Genomic DNA, 21,065 nt, shown 5'->3' with positions numbered 1-21,065 from the left:
CCAGTGTTTTCGTTCGTTCTGAATTTGGACTACCCCATGCCTGACTGCATCTTGAATACCCCGATAAAGCTGGGGCATCACCGATTGAACAATCGCATTGTGCTGCCGCCGCTTACACGCCAGCGCAGTGCCCAGCCGGGTGATATCGCCACCGACCTGATGGCCGAGTACTACCGCCAGCGTGCCAGTGCCGGCTTCATGGTCAGCGAGGGCACGCAGATCGAGCCCCGTGGCCAGGGTTACGCCTGGACGCCGGGTATCTACTCTGCGGCGCAGATCGACGGCTGGCGCAAGGTCACTGCGGCGGTGCACGCTGAGGGCGGGGTGATCTTTGCCCAGTTGTGGCATGTGGGGCGTGTATCCCACAACGCCTTACAGCCCGGTGGTGCCGCCCCGGTAGCACCCTCGGCGCTGCCGGCGTTGCAAGCCAAGGCCTTTATCGAAACCGGCCCGGGTGTTGGTGAGCTGGTGCAACCACCCGTACCTCGTGCATTAGCCACGCTGGAAATCGAAGAACTGGTCGGGCAGTACGCCCAGGCTGCGCGAAATGCGCTGGATGCCGGGTTTGATGGCGTGGAAATCCACGCGGCCAACGGCTACCTGATTAACCAGTTCATCTCGGCTCACTCCAACATCCGTGAAGATGAATACGGCGGCTCGCTGGAGAATCGCCTGCGCTTGTTGCGCGAGATCGTCGAAGCCGTGTGCAAGGTGGTCGGGCCGGAGCGCCTGGGTGTGCGCTTTTCGCCGCTGTTCAGTGGCACGGACCAGGACCGCGTCTACATCGGCCTGGTGGAGCAAGACCCGCACCACACCTATATCGAAGCGGTCAAGGTGCTGGAAGCGTCGGGCATCGCTTACGTGTCCATCGCCGAAGCCGACTGGGAAAACGCTCCCGACCTGCCCGAGACCTTCCGCCAGGCGGTGCGCAGCACCTTCAGCGGCAGGATCATCTACGCCGGCCGCTACACCGCCGAGCGGGGTGCTCGGCTGGTAGAGGCAGGGCTGGCGGACCTGATCGCGTTCGGGCGACCGTTCATTGCCAACCCGGACCTGCCCCAGCGCATTTTCAATGGCTGGCCGTTGAATGCGTTGAAGGCAGAAGGGTTGTATGGCGGGACGCGGGCGGGGTATGTGGATTATCCGGTGTATGCCGAACCACAGTGACACACGCACTATGTGGGAGGGGGCAAGCCCCCTCCCACATTTGTACCGAGTACCGCCCATCTAAGCCGGCTGTCAAGGCATCAGGAAAGCGCCTCACTCCACCCGCAACACAATCTTGCCAATATGATCCCCGCCTTCCATCCGCGCATGGGCCTGGGCGGCGTCGGTGTAGGCGTAGACCTTGTCGATGATCGGCAGGCAGCGTCCGGCACTCAGCACCGGCCATACGTATTCGCGCAGTTGCTCGGCGATCGCAGCCTTTTCCTCGCGGGTGCGGGCACGCAGCAGCGAGCCGGTGATCACCGCGCGTTTGGCGAGGATGGTCAGCAGGTCGACATCATGGGCCTTGCCGCCGCCGAGGAAGCCGAGCATTACCAGGTGGCCGTCCATGCCCAGGGATTTGAGGTTGTTGTTCAGGTACGAGGCACCCATGATGTCGAGGATCACATTGACGCCTTTGCCGTCGGTCTGTTTGGCGATGACCTCGGCAAATTCCTGCTCGCGGTAGTTGATCGGCTCGGCGCCCAGCCTGGCAATCGCTGCGCATTTGTCTGCACTGCCGGCAGTGGCGAATGCCTGGATACCGAACTCCTGGCAGAGCATCAATGCGGTCGTGCCAATGCCACTGGTGCCGCCGTGGATCAAGGCGCGCTGGCCTTTGTGCGCACCGCCCAGGCCGAACAGGTTGGCCCAGACGGTGAAGAAAGTCTCCGGCACGGCAGCGGCTTGAATCCAATCCATACCTTGCGGGATCGGCAGCGCCTGGCTGGCCGGCACCGCACAAAACTGTGCATAGCCACCGCCATTGGTCAGGGCACAGACCTTGTCGCCCAGGCTGTATTCGGTCACACCGCTGCCCAGTGACACCACTTCACCAGCGACTTCCAGCCCGGGAATCGGGCTCATGCCGGGTTTCATCGGGTACTTGCCGGCGCGTTGCAGGGCGTCGGGGCGGTTGACCCCGGCGGCGTGCACGCGAATCAGGATTTCACCAGGCCCGGCCACCGGCACGTCTGCTCGCCGTGGCTGCAGAACGTCGGGGCCACCAGGGGTAGTGATTTCGATCAGGGTCATTTCTTGGGGAAGCGTCATGGGTGAGTTCCTGTAGCGATGAGCGTATGGGGTGGGACCGTGGCCAGTGGTCGGCAGTTCAGCACGATCATACGCGGCTACAGCGAGATGTCGGCGCCCATCGAAAAAAAAGGCCGGAGAGTTCCGGCCACACAGTTCAACGGTTCAGGAACGCCAGAAGGTCTTCATTCAGCTGTTGGGTGTGGGTCGCCGCAAAGCCATGGGGGGCATCCTTGTATACCTTCAAGTCGGCGCCCTTGATCATCTCGGCCGCGACTTTGCCGGTGGTCTCGAACGGTACCACTTGGTCGCCGTCGCCGTGGATCACCAGGGTCGGCACGTCGATCCTGGCCATGTCCGGGCGGAAGTCGGTCTCGGAGAACGCGGTAACGCAATCCACCGTCGATTTGAGCGAGGCGAGCAGGGCGATTTGCAGGGTTTGGGTGAGCACGCCTTCCGAGACTTCCTGGCCCTTGTTGAGGCCGAAGAACGGCGTGTTGAAATCGCTGATGAATTGCGCGCGATCTTTCAACAGGCCAGCCTTGATGCCATCGAAGACATCGGCGGGTACGCCTTGGGGGTAATCGGGTTTCTGGCCGAATATCGGCGTCACCGCGCCCAGCAGTACCAGGCCGGCGACACGGGCGCTGCCATGGCGGGCGATATAGCGCGCCACATCACCTCCACCCATGGAGAAGCCCACCAGGATTACGTCCTGCAGGTCCAGGTGTTCGATCAACTGCGCGATATCGTCGGCGAAGGTGTTGTAGTCGTTACCGGTCCAGGGCTGGTCCGAGCGGCCAAAGCCACGGCGGTCGAACGCAATGGTGCGAAAGCCGCGGCTGCTCAGGTATTGCATCTGGTACTCCCACATGTCCGCATCCAACGGCCAGCCATGGCTGAACAGGACCGGCTTACCGCTGCCCCAGTCCTTGAAGTAGATCTGGGTACCGTCTTTGGCAACAAAAGTGCTCATGTAAAAAACTCCTGATTGAGGGGGCTGAAAGACTCTAGCCCACTCTCGCGATAAACCGGACGAAGGGCTTGTACGGGTGTGCTCGGTTGAACGGTTCAGCGTCTATGCTGGTCCACTGACCTCCAACGTCAGATCAACAGGTGAACCAAATGGCCAAGACTTACAGCTACGCCGCCCAGAACGCCAAGGACGCCCTCAAGCCCTACACCTTCGAGCGCCGCACGCCGGGGGCTGACGATGTGCAGATCGACATTCTTTATTGCGGTGTGTGCCACTCCGACCTGCACACCGTGCGCAACGAGTGGAACAACACCCTATATCCTTCAGTGCCTGGCCATGAGATCGTCGGGCGGGTGACGGCGGTCGGCGCCAATGTGAAGAAATTCAAGGTTGGCGACCTGGCCGGTGTCGGCTGCATGGTCGACAGCTGCCAGCAGTGTTCATCCTGCGCCGAGGGCGAGGAGCAGTATTGCGAGAACGGCTTTACCGGTACTTATAACGGCCCGATGTTCGGCGGCGAAAACACCTTCGGCGGCTATTCGGACAACATCGTGGTCAAGGAGCAGTTCGTGCTGCGCATCTCCCATGACGACTCGAACCTGGCGGCGGTGGCGCCGTTGCTGTGCGCCGGCATCACCACCTACTCGCCGCTGCACCACTGGAAGGTCGGCCCTGGCAAGAAAGTCGGTGTGGTTGGCTTAGGCGGGCTCGGCCATATGGCGGTCAAGATTGCCCACGCCATGGGCGCCCACGTGACGTTGTTCACCACCTCCCCGAACAAACGCGAAGACGGCCTGCGTCTGGGCGCCGACCAGGTGGTGGTGTCGAAGAACCCGGACGAAATGGCCAAGGTCGCCAACAGCCTGGACTTCATCCTCAACACCGTGGCCGCGCCGCATAACCTGGATGCCTTCCTCAACCTGCTCAAGCGTGACGGCACCATGACCCTGGTCGGCGCCCCCGACAGCCCGCACCCGTCGCCCACGGTGTTCAACCTGATCTTCAAGCGCCGCAGCCTGGCTGGCTCGCTGATCGGCGGCATCCAGGAAACCCAGGAGATGCTGGACTTCTGCGCCCAGCATGGGATTGTCTCGGATGTGGAGATGATCGATATCCAGAACATCAATGAGGCGTATGAGCGCATGCTCAAGGGCGATGTGAAGTATCGCTTCGTGATCGATATGGACAGCTTGAAGCAGGAACATCACGCGGCCTGATAATGCCGTAATGGGGCTTGCCCCGGTACAAACCGAGTACATATCCGTTACCGCAGCAACGGATATGTACTCGGTCAAAACCCCCAGCATTCTGGTGGGCTGTCAGGCTGCCATCGCAGGCAAGCCACACACATGATTCTTTGTGTGCTTCAGACCGAAAGATGCTCGTACAGAATCGTCGCTCCCACCAGCATCAACACTACGCCACCGACCATCTCCGCACGCTTGCCCACCACCGTGCCCAGCACCCGGCCAAGCATCATGCCAATGGTCACCATGGTCATCGTCGCCAGGCCAATTGCCGCCGAGGCCAGCAGGATATTCACGTCGACAAACGCCAGGCCCACGCCTACGGCCATTGCATCAATGCTGGTGGCAAATGCCGTCACCGCCAGGATCATGAAGGAGTGCTGTGTGGGTTTTTCTTCTTCCTCATCCTCGGCCTTGAGCCCGTTCCAGATCATATGCAAACCCAACCCGACCAGCAGAGTGAAGGCAATCCAGTGGTCCCAGTTTTCCACCCAGCGGGTGGCCGCGTGGCCGATGGCCCAGCCGATCATGGGCGTGATGGCTTCGATCACACCAAAGATCAGGCCGGCGCGCAGGGCTTCGGTCAAGCGTGGTTTATGCAGGCTGGAGCCTTTGCCGATGGCCGCTGCAAAGGCGTCCGTGGACATGGCCAAGGCCAGGAGAATCAAGGAAATGGGGTTCACGGTAAGGCTTCCAGTCGGGCTGTATGAGTCAACGACACCGCCACACGCCCGACTACCGGCATGGCTGTGTCGCTGGTCTCACCAACCACAACGGTGTTCGTACCACGGCAGGTTGCCGAATATGTTGATACGAACGCTTCTGAGCGGGTCAGAAGCCGGTTACTCCCCAACGAAGGGCGTCAGCATAGCCGCGCACATATGAAAAAACTGTCAACGCCCCCGAATACGCCGGGCGTGACTTGGAGTCAATCCAACGACCGCCCGTCAGGCCACCATAATGATCTTCGACACCAACTCCACCACGGTCTTGGCCTGCAGCTTCTTCATCAGCCGCGCCCGGTGCACTTCCACCGTTCGGTGGGAGATCGCCAGGCGCAGGGCGATTTCCTTGGATTTGAAGCCATTGACGATGTGCATGGCGATTTCCCGCTCCCGGGGCGTGAGGTCGCCGGTGCCCTGGTGCATGCGATCCAGGCGTTCGAAGTGCCAGATCATCAACTTGAACGGGTCGTTGGGGGTGAGGGTGTAGCCGTGGGACTTGGCCCAGAACACTTCGCCATTGTGGTGCTGCATGAAGCGCTCATCGGAATAAAAGCCGTTGTCGCTGTCGAGCAACCAGTCATGGCTGCGCTTGCCGATGGCGTGGTAGTCGGCCTGGGAAGGGTAGATCAGCAGGGTCAATTGATTGACCAGTGCCTGGCGTGTATAGCCGAACAGCTTCAGGAAAGCGTCGTTGCAGTCGAGTATCACGCGGTCGCTGGTGACGATCTGCGGGGCAGGGGACAGCTTGAACGCCAGGCGTTCGAGGTTTTGGAATTGTTGGGCTAGCGCGTTCATGGGGCATCCTGCCTCGTTGTTCATTCCCTGGTGCGCTACTTACCCGTGTAAGTAGTTACACGAATTGGCGGGCGACCGGGGGTGCGTCATTGTAAGTAAAGTCCGACTCAAGAACAGAAGAAATTGATTATGCCTGCTGATTGCGTCTCCATTGTTGCCGCTGGTCACTCCCGTTTCGGTCGCCTGGAAGGCACCACGCTGGAAGACCTGATCGTTCAGGTCACCCGTGAAGCCTTGAGCGACGCCGCGATTGACGCTTCGCAAATCGACGCGTTGTTCCTCGGCCATTTCAACTCGGGGCTGGTACCCGACGGGTTTGCCGCCTCATTGCTGTTGCAGGCCGACCCCGGGCTGCGCTTCAAACCCGCCACTCGCTGCGAAAACGCCTGCGCGTCCGGCTCGGCGGCGATCCTGGCGGGGGTCAATGCGATTCTCTCCGGCAGCGCCGAACTGGTGCTGGTGGTAGGCGCCGAGAAAATGACCCACACCAGCACCGCCGCAGTCACCCAAGCCTTGGCCGGTGCCGGTTACCAGAATGACCCGGCCGAAGCCGGCCTGAGTTTCCCGCAATTGTTTGGCCGCGCTGCGCGCCAATATGCCGAGCGCTACCACTGCCCGCTGGGTTCGATGGCAGCCATCGCCACCAAGAACCACTCCAACGCCCTGGCCAACCCGCTGGCGCAGATGCATCGGGAGATGAATTTCGAGCACTGCAACAACGTGTCCCAGAGCAACCCCTTTGTGGCCGAGTCCCTGCGCCTGACCGATTGCTCGCTGATCAGCGACGGTGCCGCCGCTATCATCCTGGCGTCGCCCAAGCGGGCGCGGGCGTTTCGCCGCGACGTGCAGATCCGTGCGCTGACTCAGGTCAACGACATGTTACCCATTGCCCAGCGCGACATCCTCGCCTTTGAGGGCCCGCAGCGGGCGATTCACTCGGCGTTGCGCGGCGCGAACATCACCCTGGCCGACCTGAGTTTCGCCGAGGTGCACGACTGTTTCACCATCGCCGAATTGCTGATCTACGAAGCCATGGGCCTGGCGCCCAAGGGCGAGGGGCACCGGGTGCTCGACAGCGGCGTGGTGCGCGCCGGCGGGCGCTTGCCGGTGAACCTCTCCGGCGGGCTCAAGGCCAAGGGGCATCCGGTGGGCGCCACAGGGGTATCGATGCATGCCCTGGCGTTCCGGCAATTGACCGGTGAGCCGATAGGCCTGGCGGTGCCCAACCCTGAGTTCGGCCTGGTGTTCAACATGGGCGGCATGGCGGTGGCCAACTACGCCTCGGTCCTGCACGCACGCCGGAGCTGAGCCATGAACATTGCCAACTGGCTGCACGACACCCAGCGTCGTGCCCCTCGACGCCCGGCACTATTTGACGGCACTGAGCTCGTGGCCGACTACGCTACTTTTGCCGCCCACGTGCGCCAACGCGCTGCGCACCTGGTGGACCAGCACGGGCTGGTGCCGGGAGACGTCGTGGCGCTGCTGATGAAAAACAGCTGCGACTACCTGGAATTGCTCTACGCCATCTGGTGGATGGGCGCCGTGGCGGTGCCGATCAACGCCAAGCTGCACCCCGGCGAAGCGGCATGGATTGCCGATAACGCCGAGGCGCGGTTGATCTTTACCGATGGCGGCCAGGTGTTTTCATCGCGGGATTTGCCCCAGTGCTGCAAAGAGCTGGACGGCCACCTGCTACCCGCCAACCGTGGCTGGCCGACCCTGGAACACCCGGTGCCGCGTCAGGATCAGGACCTTGCCTGGCTGTTCTACACCTCTGGTACCACCGGGCGCTCCAAGGGCGTGATGCTGTCCCACGGCAACCTGGTCGCCATGTCGCTGTGCTACGCCACCGATGTCGATGCGGTCAGCGCCGACGATGCGGCGGTGTATGCCGCGCCGATGTCCCACGGTGCCGGTTTATACAACTTCATCCATGTGCGCTGCGGTGCGCGGCACGTGGTGCCGGCCTCCCACGGCTTCGACGCTGCCGAGCTGTTCGGGCTGGCAGAGCAGGTGGGCAATGTGTCGCTGTTTGCCGCGCCGACGATGGTCAAGCGCATGGTCGAGCAGGCACGGCGCCAGGACTATCACGGCGCCGGCATCAAGACCATCGTCTACGGCGGCGGCCCCATGTACCTGGCCGACCTGCGCGACGCCGTCGACACCTTCGGCCCGCGCCTGGTGCAGATCTACGGCCAGGGCGAGAGCCCGATGACCATCAGCGTGTTGCCCCGTGCACTGATCGCCGAGCGCGAGCGCCCCGACTGGGCTAGCCTCGCCGCCTCGGTAGGCCACGCGCAATCCTGCGTGGAAATCCGCATCCTCGATACCGGGCACCAGCCATTGCCCACGGGCGAGCGCGGCGAAATCGCCGTACGTGGCGCCACGGTGATGCAAGGCTACTGGCGCAACCCACAGGCCACTCGCCAGACCTTGGTGGACGGTTGGCTGCTGACCGGTGATATCGGCTATCTCGACGCGGCCGGCTACCTGACCCTGACGGATCGTTCCAAGGACGTGATCATCAGTGGTGGCAGTAACGTGTACCCGCGTGAAGTCGAGGAAGTGCTGGCCCAGCATCCCGAGGTGTTCGAAGTGTGCGTGGTGGGCGAGCCGGATGCGCAGTGGGGCGAGTCGGTGGTGGCCTTCGTGGTAACCCGCAATGGCCAGCCCCTCGATGAAGGCGAACTCACCGCATGGTTCCTGACGCGCATGGCGTCGTTCAAAAAACCGAAAAAGTATGTGTGGCGCAGCGACCTGCCGAAGAACAGCTACGGCAAGATTCTCAAGACCGACTTGCGGCAGTGGTTGAAAGCAGCGAGTATCGCCGCGCTTTAACATGGATCGACAATCAGACAAGGAGTCCCCTCGATGGGCAATCCCGCACAAGACACCGTCCGCAAGCGCCGCCGTGCCTTTCTCGGTGCCACCTCCGGCCACTTGATCGAGTGGTACGACTATGGCGTCTATGGTTTTCTCGCCGTCTATATCGGCCAGGCGTTCTTCGTCTCCGATGACCCCACCACCAGCCTGTTGGCCAGCTTCGCCGCATTTGCCCTGAGCTTTTTTATCCGCCCCTTGGGTGGGCTGTTCTTCGGCCCGCTGGCGGACAAGATCGGCCGGCGCAAAACCTTGATCATGGCACTGGTGATGATGACCGGCTCCACGGTCATGCTGGGCCTGTTGCCGACTTACGCGAGCCTGGGCATTGCCGCGCCGATCCTGCTGATCCTGGTGCGCTGCGTACAGGGCTTCTCGGCGGGTGGCGAAATCGGCACCGTCACCAGCTTTATCTCCGAATACGCCGGCCCCGGCCGCCGCGGCTTCGCCACCTGCTGGTTGATGGTCACCGCCGTGCTCGGCCTGCTGCTGGGCGGTGCCGTCGCCAATGGCATGACCTGGGTATTGGGCGCCGAGGTCATGCAGGAATGGGCCTGGCGCGTGCCGTTCCTGATCGCCGCACCGCTGGGCTTAATCTCCATGTACATCCGCCTCAAGCTCGAAGACAGCCCCGAGTTCCTCGCGCTGCAACGCGCCGGGCAAACCTCGCGGGCGCCGCTGCGGGAAGTCTGGCAATGGAAGCGCGCGATTGCCCTGGTGTTCTTTATCATCACCTTGCACAGCTCGATCTTTTACCTGGTGCTGACCTTCGCCTCGACCTACATGGCCAAGATCCTCAAGTTCGACAGCGGTACCACCTTGCTCTATGTGTTCGTTGCCAGCTTCTCGGCCGCCTTTGTGATGCCGTTTGGCGGGGCGTTTACCGATAAATACGGGCGCAAGCCGTTCCTGATGGTGATTGGTACGCTGGCGACCCTGGCGATGTTCTGGATGTTCAAGTCGGCCCCGACCGCGACCCCGGCCTCGTTCTTTGCGCCGTTGATGGCGGTGGCGATTCTGTTCGGGCTGTATGCGTCGTCGACCTATGCGTTGATGAGTGAATTACTGCCGACGCGGATTCGTTCTACCGGGATTGCGGTGGCGTATAACGTGCCGGTAGCGGTGTTTGGCGGCAGTGCGCCGTTGATTTCCACCTGGTTGATCAAGGTGACGGGGGATATTACGTCGCCGTGGTATTTCTATGTGGCGACGGGGGTGGTGTCGTTGGTGGCGTTGGTGGTGTTGCGCAAGGAGGATTTTGTCGCCAGCGGTGGGGTGGTGGCGGTGCCGGTTGATGCGGCTTTGGCCTGATGTAGGCCTTAAAGTGGGGGTTTTGACCGAGTACATATCCGTTGCCGCGGTAACGGCCACTTAGGGTTCCGCTCTTACAGCGGGTCACTTTTGGAAGGACCCAAAAGTAACCAAAAGGTCCTCGCCCCACCACTCGGCACCTCGCCTAGGCTCGGTGTGCCCGAACGAAGGCTTGAATCCGTGGGCCGCCGCAATGGGCCATCCATGGCCCAGTGCGGCTAACCCGGCGTCCTGCCGGGTTACCCACGGATTCAAGCCTGCGTTCGGCCAGCGTGGTTTAACGGGGCGCTTGAGATCAAAAGCGACTCGCTTCGCATCGTAGCTACGCTGGCGGCGCTGCTGCTTTTCTGTGGGGGCGGGTCAGTTAAGCGAACGAAATGCTCAAGGCAGCGAAGATCAAATGTGGGAGCGGGCTTGCTCGCGAAAGCGGTGGGTCAGTCAACCTCACTGTTTGCTGGACCGACGCCTTCGCGAGCAAGCCCGCTCCCACAGGGGGTACGCGTACGCCTCAACGATCAGGTCGGCTGTAAGGCCGCCTCGCTGTGCTTTTGATTTTGATCTTAAGAGCCCCGTTAAACCACGCGGCCCCCCAAATCAATGTCGGATTACGGGCACACCGAGCCTAGGCGAGGTGCCGAGTGGTGGGGCAAGAGCGTTTTGCTTACTTTTGCGCTGTTCAAAAGTGAGCCGCTGTAAGAGCGGAACCATAAGCAGCCGTTACCCAAATAACGGATATGTACCCAGTCAACCCCGGCCCGCGTGATTCACCCGGCCGCCTACACACTCAAGGCCGCTGCGGCTTAACCGACACCCCAAACGTATTCCCCATGCGCGTACCCGTCGCCGCCGGCGTGGCCAGACCTACCTGGTGGGGCGGGCGCTTTTGCACCGGAACGTTCTGTGCCTCACGGTTTTTCCGGCTGGCCTTGGCCGCGTCCGAATCGCTGCCCATCTGCTGACTCAAGCAGCCGTAATCAGGCGCTTTATAGCCATCCACCGTGACCTCCGTGCAGCCGGTGGCCGCAGTTTCGGCATGGGCGAGCAAGGGCAGGGCGACGCACAGCCCTAGGCTGGCAAGTAGTGAAATACGCTTCATCGAGGCCTCCTGGCCGGCCCGTCAAGGAGGGCCGTTAGCCGAGCAAAGTGTAGTGCAGCGGGCTCGTCGTCACCGTGATGTTTTTTTTGCTATCACCGTAACATCAGGTTCATAAACTGGCCTCAGGATGACGGTTTTCAAGGACACGTCGACCGTGCAGCGAGGCAGAGCGGGAGGTGAGCAAGGGGGCTGGAGGTGGGTCGCTGGCGCCCTGGCCTTGCTGTTGATGCTGAGTGGGTTTGAACCCGCCCAGGCTGAACCTGAGCTGCTCACCCTGGACCTGCCGGCGCAAGCGCTGGAGCCCGCACTGCACGCCTACAGCCACGCCACCGGCATGGCGGTGCTGGTCGATCGTGAGTTGACGCGCGGCCGGCGTTCCATCGGTGTGCGGGGGCATTTTACAGCGCAACAGGCACTGGCGGTGTTGTTGACGGGGAGCGGTCTGATGGCTCGTTATGCGCGTGATGATGCGTTTACCTTGCAGGTGCCGCAGGTCAGCCAGGCGCCTGTGACCGGTGGGGCGTCGGCGCGCAGTACCGCGCGACTCAACCACAGTTACGCCACGGCCGTGCAGCAAGCGGTCGAGGCCAGCCTGTGCCGTTCGCCATTGACCCGCCCCGGCAGTTTTCGTGCGCTGGTGCAGGTATGGGTCAACCCGCAAGGGCTGATCGAACACAGCCGGTTGGTCAGTTCCACCGGCGATGAACAACGCGATGAGGCCCTGGTGCGCAGCCTGGGCGCGGCACGGGTAGAACGCCCGGCGCCGAGTTCGCTGCGCCAGCCGGTGACCTTGCTTTTGATGCCCGTCACCACAGGAATGCGCATGGAATGCACAGCAGGGAACGGAGCCACGGGGGCATGAAAAACACCGGGCATAGCCCCATGGTCAGCCTGTTCCTGGCCTCCTACGAGGACTTCAAGGTGCGTTTGCGCAAGCGCCTGGGGTCCGAAGACCTGGCCAATGATGTGCTGCACGAAACCTACCTGCGTGTCGACCGCATGGACGTGCCGCCCAACCTGCAACAACCCAATGCCTACTTGTATCGCATGGCCCTGAACATCGCCGCCGACCGACGCCAGGCTGACGCCCGCCTGCTCACCGGCAGCGAAATCGAAGAACTGCTGCAAAGCGCCGACGAAACCCAGGACCCGTCACGGGTGGTAGGCGGCCAGCGCGAGATCCAGTCCCTGGTCAAGGCCCTCTACGAGCTGCCGGCGCGCCGGCGCAAGATCCTGATTGCCGCACGCCTGGAAGAGGCGCCGCACCTGGAAATCTCCCAGCGCTTCGGCATTTCCACGCGTATGGTCGAGAAAGAAATCAAGGCTGCCCTCGGCCACTGCGCCCAGCGCCTCGAAAGAAAAGTGATTCAGCGGTTCGGTCCCGGGGCCGGAAAACCGTCTTAGTGTTGAGTCCCTGATAAATCCGTGAGTACCAGCGCGCTTGAATATTTTTAGCCTCTCCACCGCTCGGGCAACCCCCGCCAGCCCCTTGCACGACGAAGCCCGCGACTGGCTGGTGTTGCTGACCTCGGGCCGTGCCACTGTGGCCGATGCCAAGGCCCTGCGCGCCTGGTGCGCCCTGAGCCCCGAGCATGCCCAGGCGTTCGAGCAGGCCAAGGCACTGTGGCAGCAACTGTCACCGGCGGTTGAGCAACTGAACCGGCCGCGTCATTTTGGTCGGCGCGCGTTCCTCGGTGGCGCCATCGCCGCGTCCGTGGCTGTAGTCATGGTGCGCGTCGGCGTCCCCGGCGGTTTTGCCGGCCTCACCGCCGACTATCGCACCGAAGTCGGCGAGCAACGGCAGGTCCAGTTGAGCGACGGCGTCAGCCTGGAACTCAACACCCAGACGCGCATCAGCCGTGTGGAGCAGGGCATTGAACTGCTCGAAGGCGAAGTCGAAGTGGTCACCCACCTGGCCCAGCCCCTCAAGGTCCAGGCCGGCCCAGGCTGGATAAGTGCGGCCCAGGCCCGCTTCAATGTGCGCCACACCGGCAACAGCGTGTGCGTGACCTGCATCGAAGGCTCGCTGTCGGTGGACGCCGCCGGCAGCAGCGCGAGCCTGGGCAGTGGTCGACAACTGACCTACGGCGCCGCCGGCATGGGCGCCGCGATTGCCGTGGACACCCAGGCGGTCGTGGCCTGGCGCGAGCAGGTGCTGGTGTTCAACAACGCGACCCTGGCGACGGTGGTGGATGAAATCAACCGCTATCGCCCGGGAATGCTGGTGCTGCTCAACAAGGAACTGGGCCAGCGCCGTGTGCAGGCGCGCTTCAGTTTGCAGCAGTTGGCCGGGGTGGCGTTGTTGATCCGCGATGCGTATGGAGCCAAGTGCACGGAGTTGCCGGGTGGGGTGGTGTTGTTGAGTTAGGCCGCGGCTAATGGACAGGTGCCTGAATAGCTGGTTTTCCCGAGGTTTGCCGGGTGCGCGCCTACAGGGCGGGCCGCTATTTCAACGGTCCCACCACCTGCCGATATCGCTCCACCCCTTGGGGCGTTTGCCTGACCAGGCTGAATTCCAACCCCAGCGGTTCTTCCTGGCGGTTGCCGCTTAACTGGCGCCAGCCCTTGTCTGCTTCCCACACGCGTACCTGCAAGTCACTGACGCCGGTTAACACCACCACGCCATCTTTGGCCGCTGGCAGCGGATAGCGTTGCCGTGGCGCGGCGGCGGCGCGGTAGAGGGAGTCACCCTTGAGCCACCAGCGCACCCGTTGCAAGCCGTCGCCGGCGACGGGGGCGCTGCGAATGACGTCCAGACGAAAGCCTTTGCTGTCGGAGCTGCGCACGGTGACGGCCGCCAGCCCAGCGGCTTTGTCGGCCTGTTCCTGGGCGGTATTGGGCGCGTTCAGTTCGACGCTGGCGCGCAGGCTCAGATCGCGTTGCAACTGGTTCAACACCCGTAGCAGGGCTTCGGTCTGTTCGGTGCTGGCCTGCAGGTGTTGGTCGGCGCGGGTCACGCTGTCGAGGCCGCGCCAGGCGATCAGGCTGACCAGCGCCATGAGCATGATCGCCACCATCACTTCAATCAGCGTGAAGCCTTGCTGGGATGGCTTCATGGCGGGCTCACCACTCGCAGCAGGCCGGCGGCATCGCGTTGCAGGTCGAGGCGGTGCTGGCCGTCGGACAGCACCACCCGCAACGGCGGGCTGATCCATTCGGCGTCGAGTACCAGGGTTTGCCGCGGTTCGATGCTGACCTGCATCGGTGTGCTTTCCCACAGGCGCGGGCGTAGTTGATTGTCGCCCTGGAACGCCTCGACGCCCGTGCCATCGTCGCTCGGGCGGTTGAAACGAAAGCCCTTGGCGTCGGCACGCCAGGTGATCGGGCGGCCGTCGGCGCGGGCTTCGGCCTGGGCCACTTGCAGTACCTGGCTGAGGCGTTCGGCATCTTTGCGCAACAGGTGCAGCGGGTCGGGCCTGATGGTCAGGCTGATGGCGGCGCTGGCGATGCCGATGATCACCAGCACCACCATCAGCTCGATCAGGGTGAAGCCGTGCTGTTTCATCGGTCGCTCCCTGGAAAGCTGGTGAGGATGTGCAATAAAAAAGTTGGAATTGGTGTGTAGGCTGGCGCAACGGACAAACAGGAGGTCCTGCCCATGGCATTTGCCCAGCGTTTTTCACCGGCCCACGGCGTGCAGCTCGTCGCGTTGTTCGCGGCTTTGGCCGGCGTCGCGGTGTGGACGCCGCTGTTGCTGACGTCCGCCGAGTCCCACACACCCCAGGCGGCCCCCCAGGCATTGGCGGCGCGCAGTGACAACCCGGCGTTGCAGTGGTTTGCCAGTGCGCCGACGACCCTGCAGGTCAAGGTTTCGGGGGTACTGGCCGGCGCGCGCGGTGCGGTGGCGATCCTCAGCCTCAATGACGGCCCACCCCGCAGCTTCCTGCTCGGTGAGCGTCTCGGCCCCGGCGTGCGTTTGACGGCTATCGAGGGCGATGGCGTGGAGATCGAGCGCGCTGGCGAGACGCTGCGCGTGCACCTCGACAAGTTGCCGGACGCGCCACCCTTGCCGCTGCTCACTCGCCCATGACCCGGGTTTCCAGGCGCGCCAGGGGTGGCGCGTCGCGGCTGGCGTCGAGCACCTGCACGCTAACCTGGAACAACCGCCCATCGGTGTTGATGGTTTGTTCGCAGCGCAATTTCAGCCGGCCCTGGTCGCACTCGAAAGTCTGCCGGCCAGCCTTGATGCGCCCACCCAGGCGCAACTCCGCCAGGCGGCTTTGCGCTGCCAGCAAGGCCATGGCTTTGTCGCGCAGCAGGCCGTTGCCCGAGGTCATCACGCCGGCCACGCGCACGGCGGCGGCCATGGCTACGGCGATGATCGCCAGCGCCACCAGCACTTCGATCAGGGTAAAGCCTTGCTCCTTGCGACGGTGGTACATGGCGCTCTCAAAGCCTGGGCACAGGCCTGCAGACTAGCCGCGGCAGTTGACCGAACGGCGACTAAAGCTCCCGAGGATTTTCAATACGACTGACATATGTTCTTGCAACACTGCGCCACGAAATGCACCCCCAGCCAAGGAATGTCGAGATGGATATCGCGCCCCTAACGTCCCCATTGCCAGGCCCTCGCGGCCAACGTGGTTTCACCCTGATCGAGATCATGGTGGTGGTGGTCATCCTCGGGATCCTGGCCGCGATGGTGGTGCCCAAGGTGCTCGACCGCCCGGACCAGGCCCGGGCCACCGCCGCCAAGCAGGACATCGGCGGGTTGATGCAGGCGCTGAAACTCTATCGCCTCGACCACGGCACTTACCCGAGCATGAACCAGGGGCTCAAGGTGTTGGTGGAGCGCCCTGCAGATGCCAAGAACAGCAACTGGCGCGCCTACCTCGAACGCCTGCCCAACGACCCGTGGGGCAACCCGTATCACTACCTCAACCCAGGCGCCAATGGTGAAGTGGACGTGTTCTCCCTGGGCGCCGATGGCCAACCGGATGGCGACGGCGTGAATGCCGATATCGGCTCCTGGCAGTTGTAAGGCGCGCCATGAACAGGCATTCGCCCGCAGCGGCGAAGCAACGCGGCATGGCGATTATCAGCGCCTTGCTGATCGCCGCGGTGGTGGCGGTGCTCGCCGGGGCGATGCTCACCCGCCAGGGTGTATTCACCCGCTCCCTGGAGGCCGAGCAGTCGCGTATCCAGGCGCAATGGCTGTTGCAGGGCGGGCTGGAATACAGTCGCCAACTGCTATGGGAAGCGCGGCAGAAGGATGTGCTGACACGCCTTGACCAGCCTTGGGCCCGTGCCCAGGGCGGGGCGTTCGAAGCGCGGTTGGTGGATGAGCAGGGCAAGTTCAACCTGCGCAACCTGGTCAATCGCCAGCAGCCGGATACCGAACAATTGCAGCATTTCGAGCGTCTGTGCGGCTTGATCGGCGTCGACCCGGCGGTAAGTCGGCGCATCAGCCAGCGGGTGCTCGGCTCCTACGACCAGCGTATCAACGACGTCGTGGTGCCGGCCAGGTACCCGATGCTGCGCAGCCTTGAAGACCTGGCAGGCATAGAGGGCGTGGACCCAGCGTTACTGCGGCGCCTCCAGGGTTTTATCAGCGTGTTGCCCGCCAATACCTGGGTCAATGGCAACACCGCCAGCGCTGAAGTGCTCAGTGCGGTGGTGCCGGCACTCAGTGTGTCCCAGGCCCAGGCGTTGGTGGCCGAGCGCGACAGCGGGCGCTGGTTTATCAACCGTGGGGATTTCGTCAACCGGCTGCGCTTGCCACAGGTGGCGGTGGAGTCGGTGCAGGTGGGCATCACCAGTGAGTGGTTTGGCCTGCACGGCCAGGTGCGCCGCGAGCAGCGGCGGGTAACCCTCGACGCGTTGTTGCATCGGCCTGAAGACCGCCAGCCCCAGGTGATCTGGTCGCGGGTGGGCGTATGAAGCGCTTGCGCATCGGCTTGCCGCCGCTTGCGCAGTTGAGCGTCGACAGCCCGGTGCAATTTGCCTGGCTGGAACGTGGCGTGGTGGTGTCAGCCGGGTGTGAGAGCCTGGCGCGATTAGGCCAGCACCGCCAGGCACTGGAGTGCTTTCTGCACCCTCGCGACAGCCTGCTTACCAGCCTTGAACTGCCGCCGCTGCCCGCGGCGAAAACCGCTGCCGCTGTGGCCTGTGCCGCGCAGGCGCTGATCCTCGGCGCGGTGGACCAGATGCACGTGGCCCACGGCCCCCGTGACAGCGATGGGCGTGTACAGGTGGCCTGGGTACCCAAGGCCGGATTGCAGCGCTTGACCCAGGTGCTTGCCCAGGCGCAGTTGCGGCTGCGCGGTGTTTACCCGGCGCCCTATGCCTTACCGGTGGCCACGGCGGCCCTGGATGAAGGTTATTGGCTGACCCGCGAGAGTCTGCAACAAGGTGCTGTGCACCCATTGGGGCAACAGGCGCTGGAAGTGCCGCTGGTAGAGGCGGCGCACCGCTGGAGCGGGGCTGTGCCTGCCTGGGGCTTGCACGCGGGCCTGAGCCAGCGCGCCAGTGGCGGCTGGGGCAGGGCGCTGGCGTGTGTGGCGCTGGCGGCGGTGATCTGGACTCTGGGCCTGAACCTCTACGCCGCCCGCCAGGCAGACCAAGGCCAGCGGCTCAAGGCGTTGATGAGCCAGCAGGTGCGCCAGGCGTTTCCGCAATTGCCGGTGGTGCTCAACCCCTTGCAGCAAGCGCGCCAACAGTTGGCCGCCCGTCAGAGCGGGGCGGCGGCGGACCCTGGTCAACGCTTCACCAGCCTGTTGCAACTGGCGGGCCTCCACTTGCCGTTTATGGTGGGCAGTGTCGACAGCCTGAACTTCGAGCAAGGCCGCTTGCACCTGGCGTTGCTCGCCGACAGCCACAACCCGGCGGCCGAAGGCGACTGGCAGGCGGCATTGGCCGAGGCAGGGTTTGCCGCCACCCGCGACGACCAGGGTTGGAACATTGGTCCGGCGCAGGTCGAGCCAGGCGTGCAAGACGCGGAAGATGAGGATGAATAAGCTCCAGCGTGCGCGCTGCCAGGCCCAGGTGTTCTGGAACGGCCTGGCCTTGCGCGAAAAACGCCTGGTTAGCGCGGCCGGGTTGATCTTGGCGAGCCTATTGACCTGGCTGGTGCTGGTGCAACCGGCGTTGAAGAAAATCGATTACTGGCAAGTCGAAACCCCCAAGCTGCGTGCCCAGGCCGAAGCCTTGCAGATCTTATTGCAGGGCGTGGCCGCGCCACGCCAGGCCGACGAGGTCGCCCTGCGCCAGACCCTGGATAACGCCGGGCTGCAAGGCCGCTATCAATTGCAGGCGCTGGACGCCGGTACGTGGCGCCTGACGTTCGACAAGGCGCCGGCTGACGCCGTGGTGGGCTGGCTGCTGGGTAACCCCCGTGAGTTTTCCCTGGAGGTGTCCGAGGCCCGTTTGCAACGCGCCGCGGACGTCATCGACAACTCGGCCGGCACCGTGTCCGGCACCGTTCGCATGGATCAGGCGCTTGGCGCTAAGGAAGCTTCATGAAGTGGTCAGTCTCCAACCCCGCGCCTTTTCGCAAGGTTGCGCCGCTGCTGTTGCTGGCCCTGGGCGCGTGCAGCAACCCGCAATCATCCAAGCCATTGCTGGTGGACAGCGAACTCGGCCAGCCCCTGGCCGAGACCCGCCGCACCAGCGAAAGCGTACTGGAGCGCCAGCGTGAACCGGTGCCCGCGCCACGGGTGGTGCATCCGCTGACCAACAGCGCCCGTGCCCACGCCCCCGCGGCGACCAAGGCGCGTAACCCGCTGGGGGATCAGCCGGTGCAACTGAATTTTGTCGACGCGGATATCCAGGCGGTGGTGCGTGCGCTGTCCCGTGCCACCGGCCAGCAGTTCCTGGTAGACCCACGGGTAAAAGGCAACCTGACTCTGGTCAGCGAAGGCCAGGTGCCGGCCCATCAAGCCTACGACATGCTGCTTGCGGCGCTGCGCATGCAGGGCTTCAGCGTGGTCGACGTGGGTGGCGTCGCCCAGGTGGTACCGGAGGCCGATGCCAAGCTGCTTGGCGGGCCAATCTACAGCACCGGTAGCAGCGGCATGCAAACCCGCACCTTCCGCCTGCAATACGAAAACGCGGTGAACCTGATCCCGGTGCTGCGCCCCATTGTTTCGCCCAACAACCCGATCAATGCCTACCCCGGTAACAACAGCATCGTCATCACCGACTACGCCGAGAACCTCACACGGGTGGCGCAGATAATCGACGGCATCGACACCCCCAGCGCCATCGATACCGATGTGGTGAAGGTGCAAAACGGCATCGCCGTGGACATCGCCGCGATGGTCGCTGAACTGCTGGAAACCCAGGGCGCCGACCAGACCCAGAAGATCAATGTGGTGGGCGACCCGCGTTCCAATTCGATCATCATTCGCTCCGGCAGCCCGGAACGCACGGAACTGGCGCGCAACCTGATCTACAAGCTCGACAACGCCCAGAGCAACCCCAGCAATATGCACGTGGTGTACCTGCGCAACGCCCAGGCGGGCAAGTTGGCCCAGTCCCTGCGCGGCTTGCTCACCGGTGAGAGCGAGTCCGGGGTCAGTGACGAAGCCCGCGGCAAGCTCAGTGCCATGGGCGGCAATAGTCAGAACACCCAGGGCGCCAGCGCGCAAAGCAGTAGCGGCACGCCCACCGGCAGCGGCGTGCAGTCGGGTTACAGTCAGGACAAATCTTCCAGCACCAGCACCTCCAACGACCAGAGCACCGCCTTCAGCGCCGGCGGTGTCACGCTCCAGGCCGACGCGACTACCAACACCTTGCTGATCTCCGCACCCGACCCGTTGTACCGCAACCTGCGCGAAGTCATCGACATGCTTGACCAGCGCCGCGCCCAGGTAGTGATCGAAAGCCTGATCGTGGAAGTGGGCGAAGACGACGCCAGCGAGTTCGGTGTGCAGTGGCAGGCGGGCAATCTGGGCGGCAAGGGCGGATTTGGCGGCGTCAACCTGGGTGGCAGTGGCTTGAACGGCACGTCCACCAGCAAGACCAGCATCGACGTATTGCCCAAGGGCCTGAATATCGGCGTGGTTGACGGTACCGTGGATATCCCCGGCATCGGCAAGGTGCTCGACCTCAAGGTGCTGGCCCGCGCCTTGAAGAGCAAGGGCGGCACCAACGTATTGTCCACGCCGAACCTGCTGACCCTGGACAACGAAGCGGCGAGTATTTTTGTCGGGCAGACCATTCCCTTTGTCACCGGCAGCTATGTGACCGGTGGTGGTGGCACCAGCAATAACCCGTTCCAGACCGTACAGCGTGAAGAAGTGGGGCTCAAGTTGAACGTACGGCCGCAGATTTCCGAGGGCGGCACGGTGAAACTCGATATCTACCAGGAAGTCAGCAGCGTCGACCCCCGCGCGTCGGTGGCGGCGGGCACGGTGACCAAAAAGCGTGCGATCGATACCAGTATTTTGCTTGATGACGGGCAGATCATGGTGCTCGGTGGGTTGCTGCAAGACGGCTACAGCCAGAGCAATGATGCAGTGCCGTGGTTGTCGGATATCCCCGGGTTGGGGGCGTTGTTTCGCAATGAAGCGCGCAGTGTCAGCAAGACCAATCTGATGGTGTTCCTGCGGCCCTACATCATTCGCGACAGTAAGGCGGGGCGCAGTATTACGTTGAACCGCTATGAGTTCATGCGCCGCGCCCAGGGTGGCTTGCAGCCGGAGCATAGCTGGGCGCTGCCGGATGTGCAGGCGCCGCAGTTGCCGTCGGTGGATAAGGCGATTCCGCAGGCGCAGGGGCCGCGGGCGGTGATTCGAGCGGTTCCAGTGCCGGTGTCGGAGGGGCGGCGGTGAGTGTGCTCGCAAGAAAGGGGC

At 63.4% G+C, this 21,065-nt stretch carries 22 protein-coding genes and 1 riboswitch; of the genes, 14 read left to right on the top strand and 8 right to left on the bottom strand.

Annotated elements, in window-relative coordinates:
• Positions 1-36: 36 nt before the first annotated feature.
• Complete coding sequence (locus FRT59_RS20935; RefSeq protein ID WP_153872265.1) at positions 37-1,167, top strand: alkene reductase; 1,131 nt, start codon at positions 37-39, stop codon at positions 1,165-1,167.
• Positions 1,168-1,260: 93 nt separating this feature from the next.
• On the opposite strand, the gene FRT59_RS20930 is transcribed toward FRT59_RS20935, so the two are convergent.
• Together FRT59_RS20930 and FRT59_RS20925 are read right to left on the bottom strand one after the other, a co-directional pair.
• Positions 1,261-2,259, bottom strand: a complete 999-nt coding sequence (locus FRT59_RS20930) for an NAD(P)H-quinone oxidoreductase (RefSeq protein ID WP_153872264.1) — start codon at positions 2,257-2,259, stop codon at positions 1,261-1,263.
• 136 nt (positions 2,260-2,395) lie between these two features.
• Positions 2,396-3,214 carry an alpha/beta fold hydrolase gene (locus FRT59_RS20925; RefSeq protein WP_153872263.1) on the bottom strand — a complete coding sequence of 273 codons (819 nt, stop codon included), beginning with the start codon at positions 3,212-3,214 and terminating at the stop codon, positions 2,396-2,398.
• A 149-nt stretch (positions 3,215-3,363) separates the two neighbouring features.
• On the opposite strand from FRT59_RS20925, the gene FRT59_RS20920 reads away from it, so the two are divergent.
• Positions 3,364-4,431: an NAD(P)-dependent alcohol dehydrogenase gene (locus tag FRT59_RS20920; RefSeq protein WP_153872262.1), complete on the top strand. Its 1,068-nt coding sequence runs from the start codon at positions 3,364-3,366 to the stop codon at positions 4,429-4,431.
• 149 nt (positions 4,432-4,580) lie between these two features.
• Here FRT59_RS20920 and mntP read toward each other — a convergent pair whose 3' ends face one another.
• Together mntP and FRT59_RS20910 are read right to left on the bottom strand one after the other, a co-directional pair.
• On the bottom strand, positions 4,581-5,144 hold the full coding sequence (gene mntP / locus FRT59_RS20915) for a manganese efflux pump MntP (RefSeq protein ID WP_034119176.1): 564 nt from the start codon (positions 5,142-5,144) through the stop codon (positions 4,581-4,583).
• Positions 5,145-5,180: 36 nt separating this feature from the next.
• Positions 5,181-5,324: riboswitch (yybP-ykoY riboswitch) on the bottom strand.
• An 84-nt stretch (positions 5,325-5,408) separates the two neighbouring features.
• Positions 5,409-5,981: a LuxR C-terminal-related transcriptional regulator gene (locus FRT59_RS20910; RefSeq protein WP_153872261.1), complete on the bottom strand. Its 573-nt coding sequence runs from the start codon at positions 5,979-5,981 to the stop codon at positions 5,409-5,411.
• Between the two features lie 129 nt (positions 5,982-6,110).
• Between FRT59_RS20910 and FRT59_RS20905 the strand changes: the two genes are divergently transcribed.
• The 3 genes from FRT59_RS20905 to FRT59_RS20895 are packed head-to-tail and all read left to right on the top strand — an operon-like array spanning position 6,111 to position 10,175.
• Positions 6,111-7,289 carry an acetyl-CoA acetyltransferase gene (locus FRT59_RS20905; RefSeq protein ID WP_153872260.1) on the top strand — a complete coding sequence of 393 codons (1,179 nt, stop codon included), beginning with the start codon at positions 6,111-6,113 and terminating at the stop codon, positions 7,287-7,289.
• A 3-nt stretch (positions 7,290-7,292) separates the two neighbouring features.
• On the top strand, positions 7,293-8,822 hold the full coding sequence (locus FRT59_RS20900; protein WP_153872259.1) for a class I adenylate-forming enzyme family protein: 1,530 nt from the start codon (positions 7,293-7,295) through the stop codon (positions 8,820-8,822).
• 33 nt (positions 8,823-8,855) lie between these two features.
• Positions 8,856-10,175, top strand: coding sequence for an MFS transporter (locus FRT59_RS20895; RefSeq protein WP_153872258.1), 1,320 nt, complete (start codon positions 8,856-8,858; stop codon positions 10,173-10,175).
• 784 nt (positions 10,176-10,959) lie between these two features.
• Here FRT59_RS20895 and FRT59_RS20890 read toward each other — a convergent pair.
• Positions 10,960-11,271, bottom strand: a complete 312-nt coding sequence (locus tag FRT59_RS20890) for a hypothetical protein (RefSeq protein WP_034120013.1) — start codon at positions 11,269-11,271, stop codon at positions 10,960-10,962.
• Positions 11,272-11,497: 226 nt separating this feature from the next.
• On the opposite strand from FRT59_RS20890, the gene FRT59_RS20885 reads away from it, so the two are divergent.
• Genes FRT59_RS20885 through FRT59_RS20875 form a run of 3 tightly spaced genes read left to right on the top strand, consistent with a single transcriptional unit; the run spans position 11,498 to position 13,639 of the window.
• On the top strand, positions 11,498-12,133 hold the full coding sequence (locus FRT59_RS20885; RefSeq protein ID WP_233094222.1) for a secretin and TonB N-terminal domain-containing protein: 636 nt from the start codon (positions 11,498-11,500) through the stop codon (positions 12,131-12,133).
• Positions 12,130-12,675 carry an RNA polymerase sigma factor gene (locus FRT59_RS20880; protein ID WP_034120010.1) on the top strand — a complete coding sequence of 182 codons (546 nt, stop codon included), beginning with the start codon at positions 12,130-12,132 and terminating at the stop codon, positions 12,673-12,675. The genes FRT59_RS20885 and FRT59_RS20880 overlap by 4 nt, the downstream gene beginning before the upstream one ends.
• A gap of 37 nt (positions 12,676-12,712) precedes the next feature.
• Positions 12,713-13,639, top strand: coding sequence for a FecR family protein (locus tag FRT59_RS20875; protein ID WP_153872257.1), 927 nt, complete (start codon positions 12,713-12,715; stop codon positions 13,637-13,639).
• Positions 13,640-13,715: 76 nt separating this feature from the next.
• Here the strand turns inward: FRT59_RS20875 and FRT59_RS20870 are convergent, their stop codons facing one another.
• Both FRT59_RS20870 and gspH read right to left on the bottom strand, forming a co-directional pair.
• The gene (locus FRT59_RS20870; RefSeq protein WP_153872256.1) at positions 13,716-14,327 is read right to left on the bottom strand and encodes a prepilin-type N-terminal cleavage/methylation domain-containing protein; all 612 of its coding nucleotides are present in this window, start codon (positions 14,325-14,327) and stop codon (positions 13,716-13,718) included.
• Positions 14,324-14,776, bottom strand: a complete 453-nt coding sequence (gene gspH, locus FRT59_RS20865) for a type II secretion system minor pseudopilin GspH (protein ID WP_153872255.1) — start codon at positions 14,774-14,776, stop codon at positions 14,324-14,326. The genes FRT59_RS20870 and gspH overlap by 4 nt, the downstream gene beginning before the upstream one ends.
• Positions 14,777-14,869: 93 nt before the next feature.
• Between gspH and FRT59_RS20860 the strand changes: the two genes are divergently transcribed.
• Positions 14,870-15,301: a type II secretion system protein N gene (locus FRT59_RS20860; protein WP_153872254.1), complete on the top strand. Its 432-nt coding sequence runs from the start codon at positions 14,870-14,872 to the stop codon at positions 15,299-15,301.
• On the opposite strand, the gene gspI is transcribed toward FRT59_RS20860, so the two are convergent.
• Positions 15,288-15,653, bottom strand: a complete 366-nt coding sequence (gene gspI, locus FRT59_RS20855) for a type II secretion system minor pseudopilin GspI (protein WP_153872253.1) — start codon at positions 15,651-15,653, stop codon at positions 15,288-15,290. The two genes, FRT59_RS20860 and gspI, sit on opposite strands and share 14 nt — an antisense overlap.
• A 149-nt stretch (positions 15,654-15,802) precedes the next feature.
• On the opposite strand from gspI, the gene gspG reads away from it, so the two are divergent.
• Genes gspG through gspD form a run of 5 tightly spaced genes read left to right on the top strand, consistent with a single transcriptional unit; the run spans position 15,803 to position 21,044 of the window.
• On the top strand, positions 15,803-16,252 hold the full coding sequence (gspG, locus tag FRT59_RS20850; RefSeq protein ID WP_034120003.1) for a type II secretion system major pseudopilin GspG: 450 nt from the start codon (positions 15,803-15,805) through the stop codon (positions 16,250-16,252).
• Between the two features lie 8 nt (positions 16,253-16,260).
• Entirely contained in the window at positions 16,261-17,151 is an 891-nt protein-coding gene (gspK, locus tag FRT59_RS20845; protein ID WP_167524300.1) for a type II secretion system minor pseudopilin GspK, read from the top strand.
• Complete coding sequence (gene gspL, locus FRT59_RS20840) at positions 17,148-18,227, top strand: type II secretion system protein GspL (protein ID WP_153872252.1); 1,080 nt, start codon at positions 17,148-17,150, stop codon at positions 18,225-18,227. The genes gspK and gspL overlap by 4 nt, the downstream gene beginning before the upstream one ends.
• Positions 18,220-18,732 carry a type II secretion system protein GspM gene (gene gspM, locus FRT59_RS20835; RefSeq protein ID WP_153872251.1) on the top strand — a complete coding sequence of 171 codons (513 nt, stop codon included), beginning with the start codon at positions 18,220-18,222 and terminating at the stop codon, positions 18,730-18,732. Before gspL ends, gspM begins: the two co-directional genes overlap by 8 nt.
• Complete coding sequence (gspD, locus tag FRT59_RS20830; RefSeq protein WP_153872250.1) at positions 18,729-21,044, top strand: type II secretion system secretin GspD; 2,316 nt, start codon at positions 18,729-18,731, stop codon at positions 21,042-21,044. Before gspM ends, gspD begins: the two co-directional genes overlap by 4 nt.
• Positions 21,045-21,065: the final 21 nt, after the last annotated feature.

This window comes from Pseudomonas haemolytica, assembly GCF_009659625.1.
Lineage (GTDB): Bacteria > Pseudomonadota > Gammaproteobacteria > Pseudomonadales > Pseudomonadaceae > Aquipseudomonas > Aquipseudomonas haemolytica.
This window is presented reverse-complemented; position numbering and strand designations above follow the sequence as displayed.

Coding starts and splice junctions, on each gene's coding strand:
- gspM (WP_153872251.1), top strand. CDS start 18,220: ATGAATAAGCTCCAGCGTGCGCGCTGCCAGGCCCAGGTGTTCTGGAAC.
- FRT59_RS20925 (WP_153872263.1), bottom strand. CDS start 3,214: ATGAGCACTTTTGTTGCCAAAGACGGTACCCAGATCTACTTCAAGGAC.
- FRT59_RS20895 (WP_153872258.1), top strand. CDS start 8,856: ATGGGCAATCCCGCACAAGACACCGTCCGCAAGCGCCGCCGTGCCTTT.
- FRT59_RS20920 (WP_153872262.1), top strand. CDS start 3,364: ATGGCCAAGACTTACAGCTACGCCGCCCAGAACGCCAAGGACGCCCTC.
- gspI (WP_153872253.1), bottom strand. CDS start 15,653: ATGTACCACCGTCGCAAGGAGCAAGGCTTTACCCTGATCGAAGTGCTG.
- FRT59_RS20860 (WP_153872254.1), top strand. CDS start 14,870: ATGGCATTTGCCCAGCGTTTTTCACCGGCCCACGGCGTGCAGCTCGTC.
- gspH (WP_153872255.1), bottom strand. CDS start 14,776: ATGAAACAGCACGGCTTCACCCTGATCGAGCTGATGGTGGTGCTGGTG.
- FRT59_RS20900 (WP_153872259.1), top strand. CDS start 7,293: ATGAACATTGCCAACTGGCTGCACGACACCCAGCGTCGTGCCCCTCGA.
- FRT59_RS20935 (WP_153872265.1), top strand. CDS start 37: ATGCCTGACTGCATCTTGAATACCCCGATAAAGCTGGGGCATCACCGA.
- FRT59_RS20885 (WP_233094222.1), top strand. CDS start 11,498: ATGCTGAGTGGGTTTGAACCCGCCCAGGCTGAACCTGAGCTGCTCACC.
- FRT59_RS20910 (WP_153872261.1), bottom strand. CDS start 5,981: ATGAACGCGCTAGCCCAACAATTCCAAAACCTCGAACGCCTGGCGTTC.
- FRT59_RS20880 (WP_034120010.1), top strand. CDS start 12,130: ATGAAAAACACCGGGCATAGCCCCATGGTCAGCCTGTTCCTGGCCTCC.
- FRT59_RS20890 (WP_034120013.1), bottom strand. CDS start 11,271: ATGAAGCGTATTTCACTACTTGCCAGCCTAGGGCTGTGCGTCGCCCTG.
- FRT59_RS20905 (WP_153872260.1), top strand. CDS start 6,111: ATGCCTGCTGATTGCGTCTCCATTGTTGCCGCTGGTCACTCCCGTTTC.
- FRT59_RS20870 (WP_153872256.1), bottom strand. CDS start 14,327: ATGAAGCCATCCCAGCAAGGCTTCACGCTGATTGAAGTGATGGTGGCG.
- gspL (WP_153872252.1), top strand. CDS start 17,148: ATGAAGCGCTTGCGCATCGGCTTGCCGCCGCTTGCGCAGTTGAGCGTC.
- gspD (WP_153872250.1), top strand. CDS start 18,729: ATGAAGTGGTCAGTCTCCAACCCCGCGCCTTTTCGCAAGGTTGCGCCG.
- gspG (WP_034120003.1), top strand. CDS start 15,803: ATGGATATCGCGCCCCTAACGTCCCCATTGCCAGGCCCTCGCGGCCAA.
- FRT59_RS20930 (WP_153872264.1), bottom strand. CDS start 2,259: ATGACGCTTCCCCAAGAAATGACCCTGATCGAAATCACTACCCCTGGT.
- gspK (WP_167524300.1), top strand. CDS start 16,261: ATGAACAGGCATTCGCCCGCAGCGGCGAAGCAACGCGGCATGGCGATT.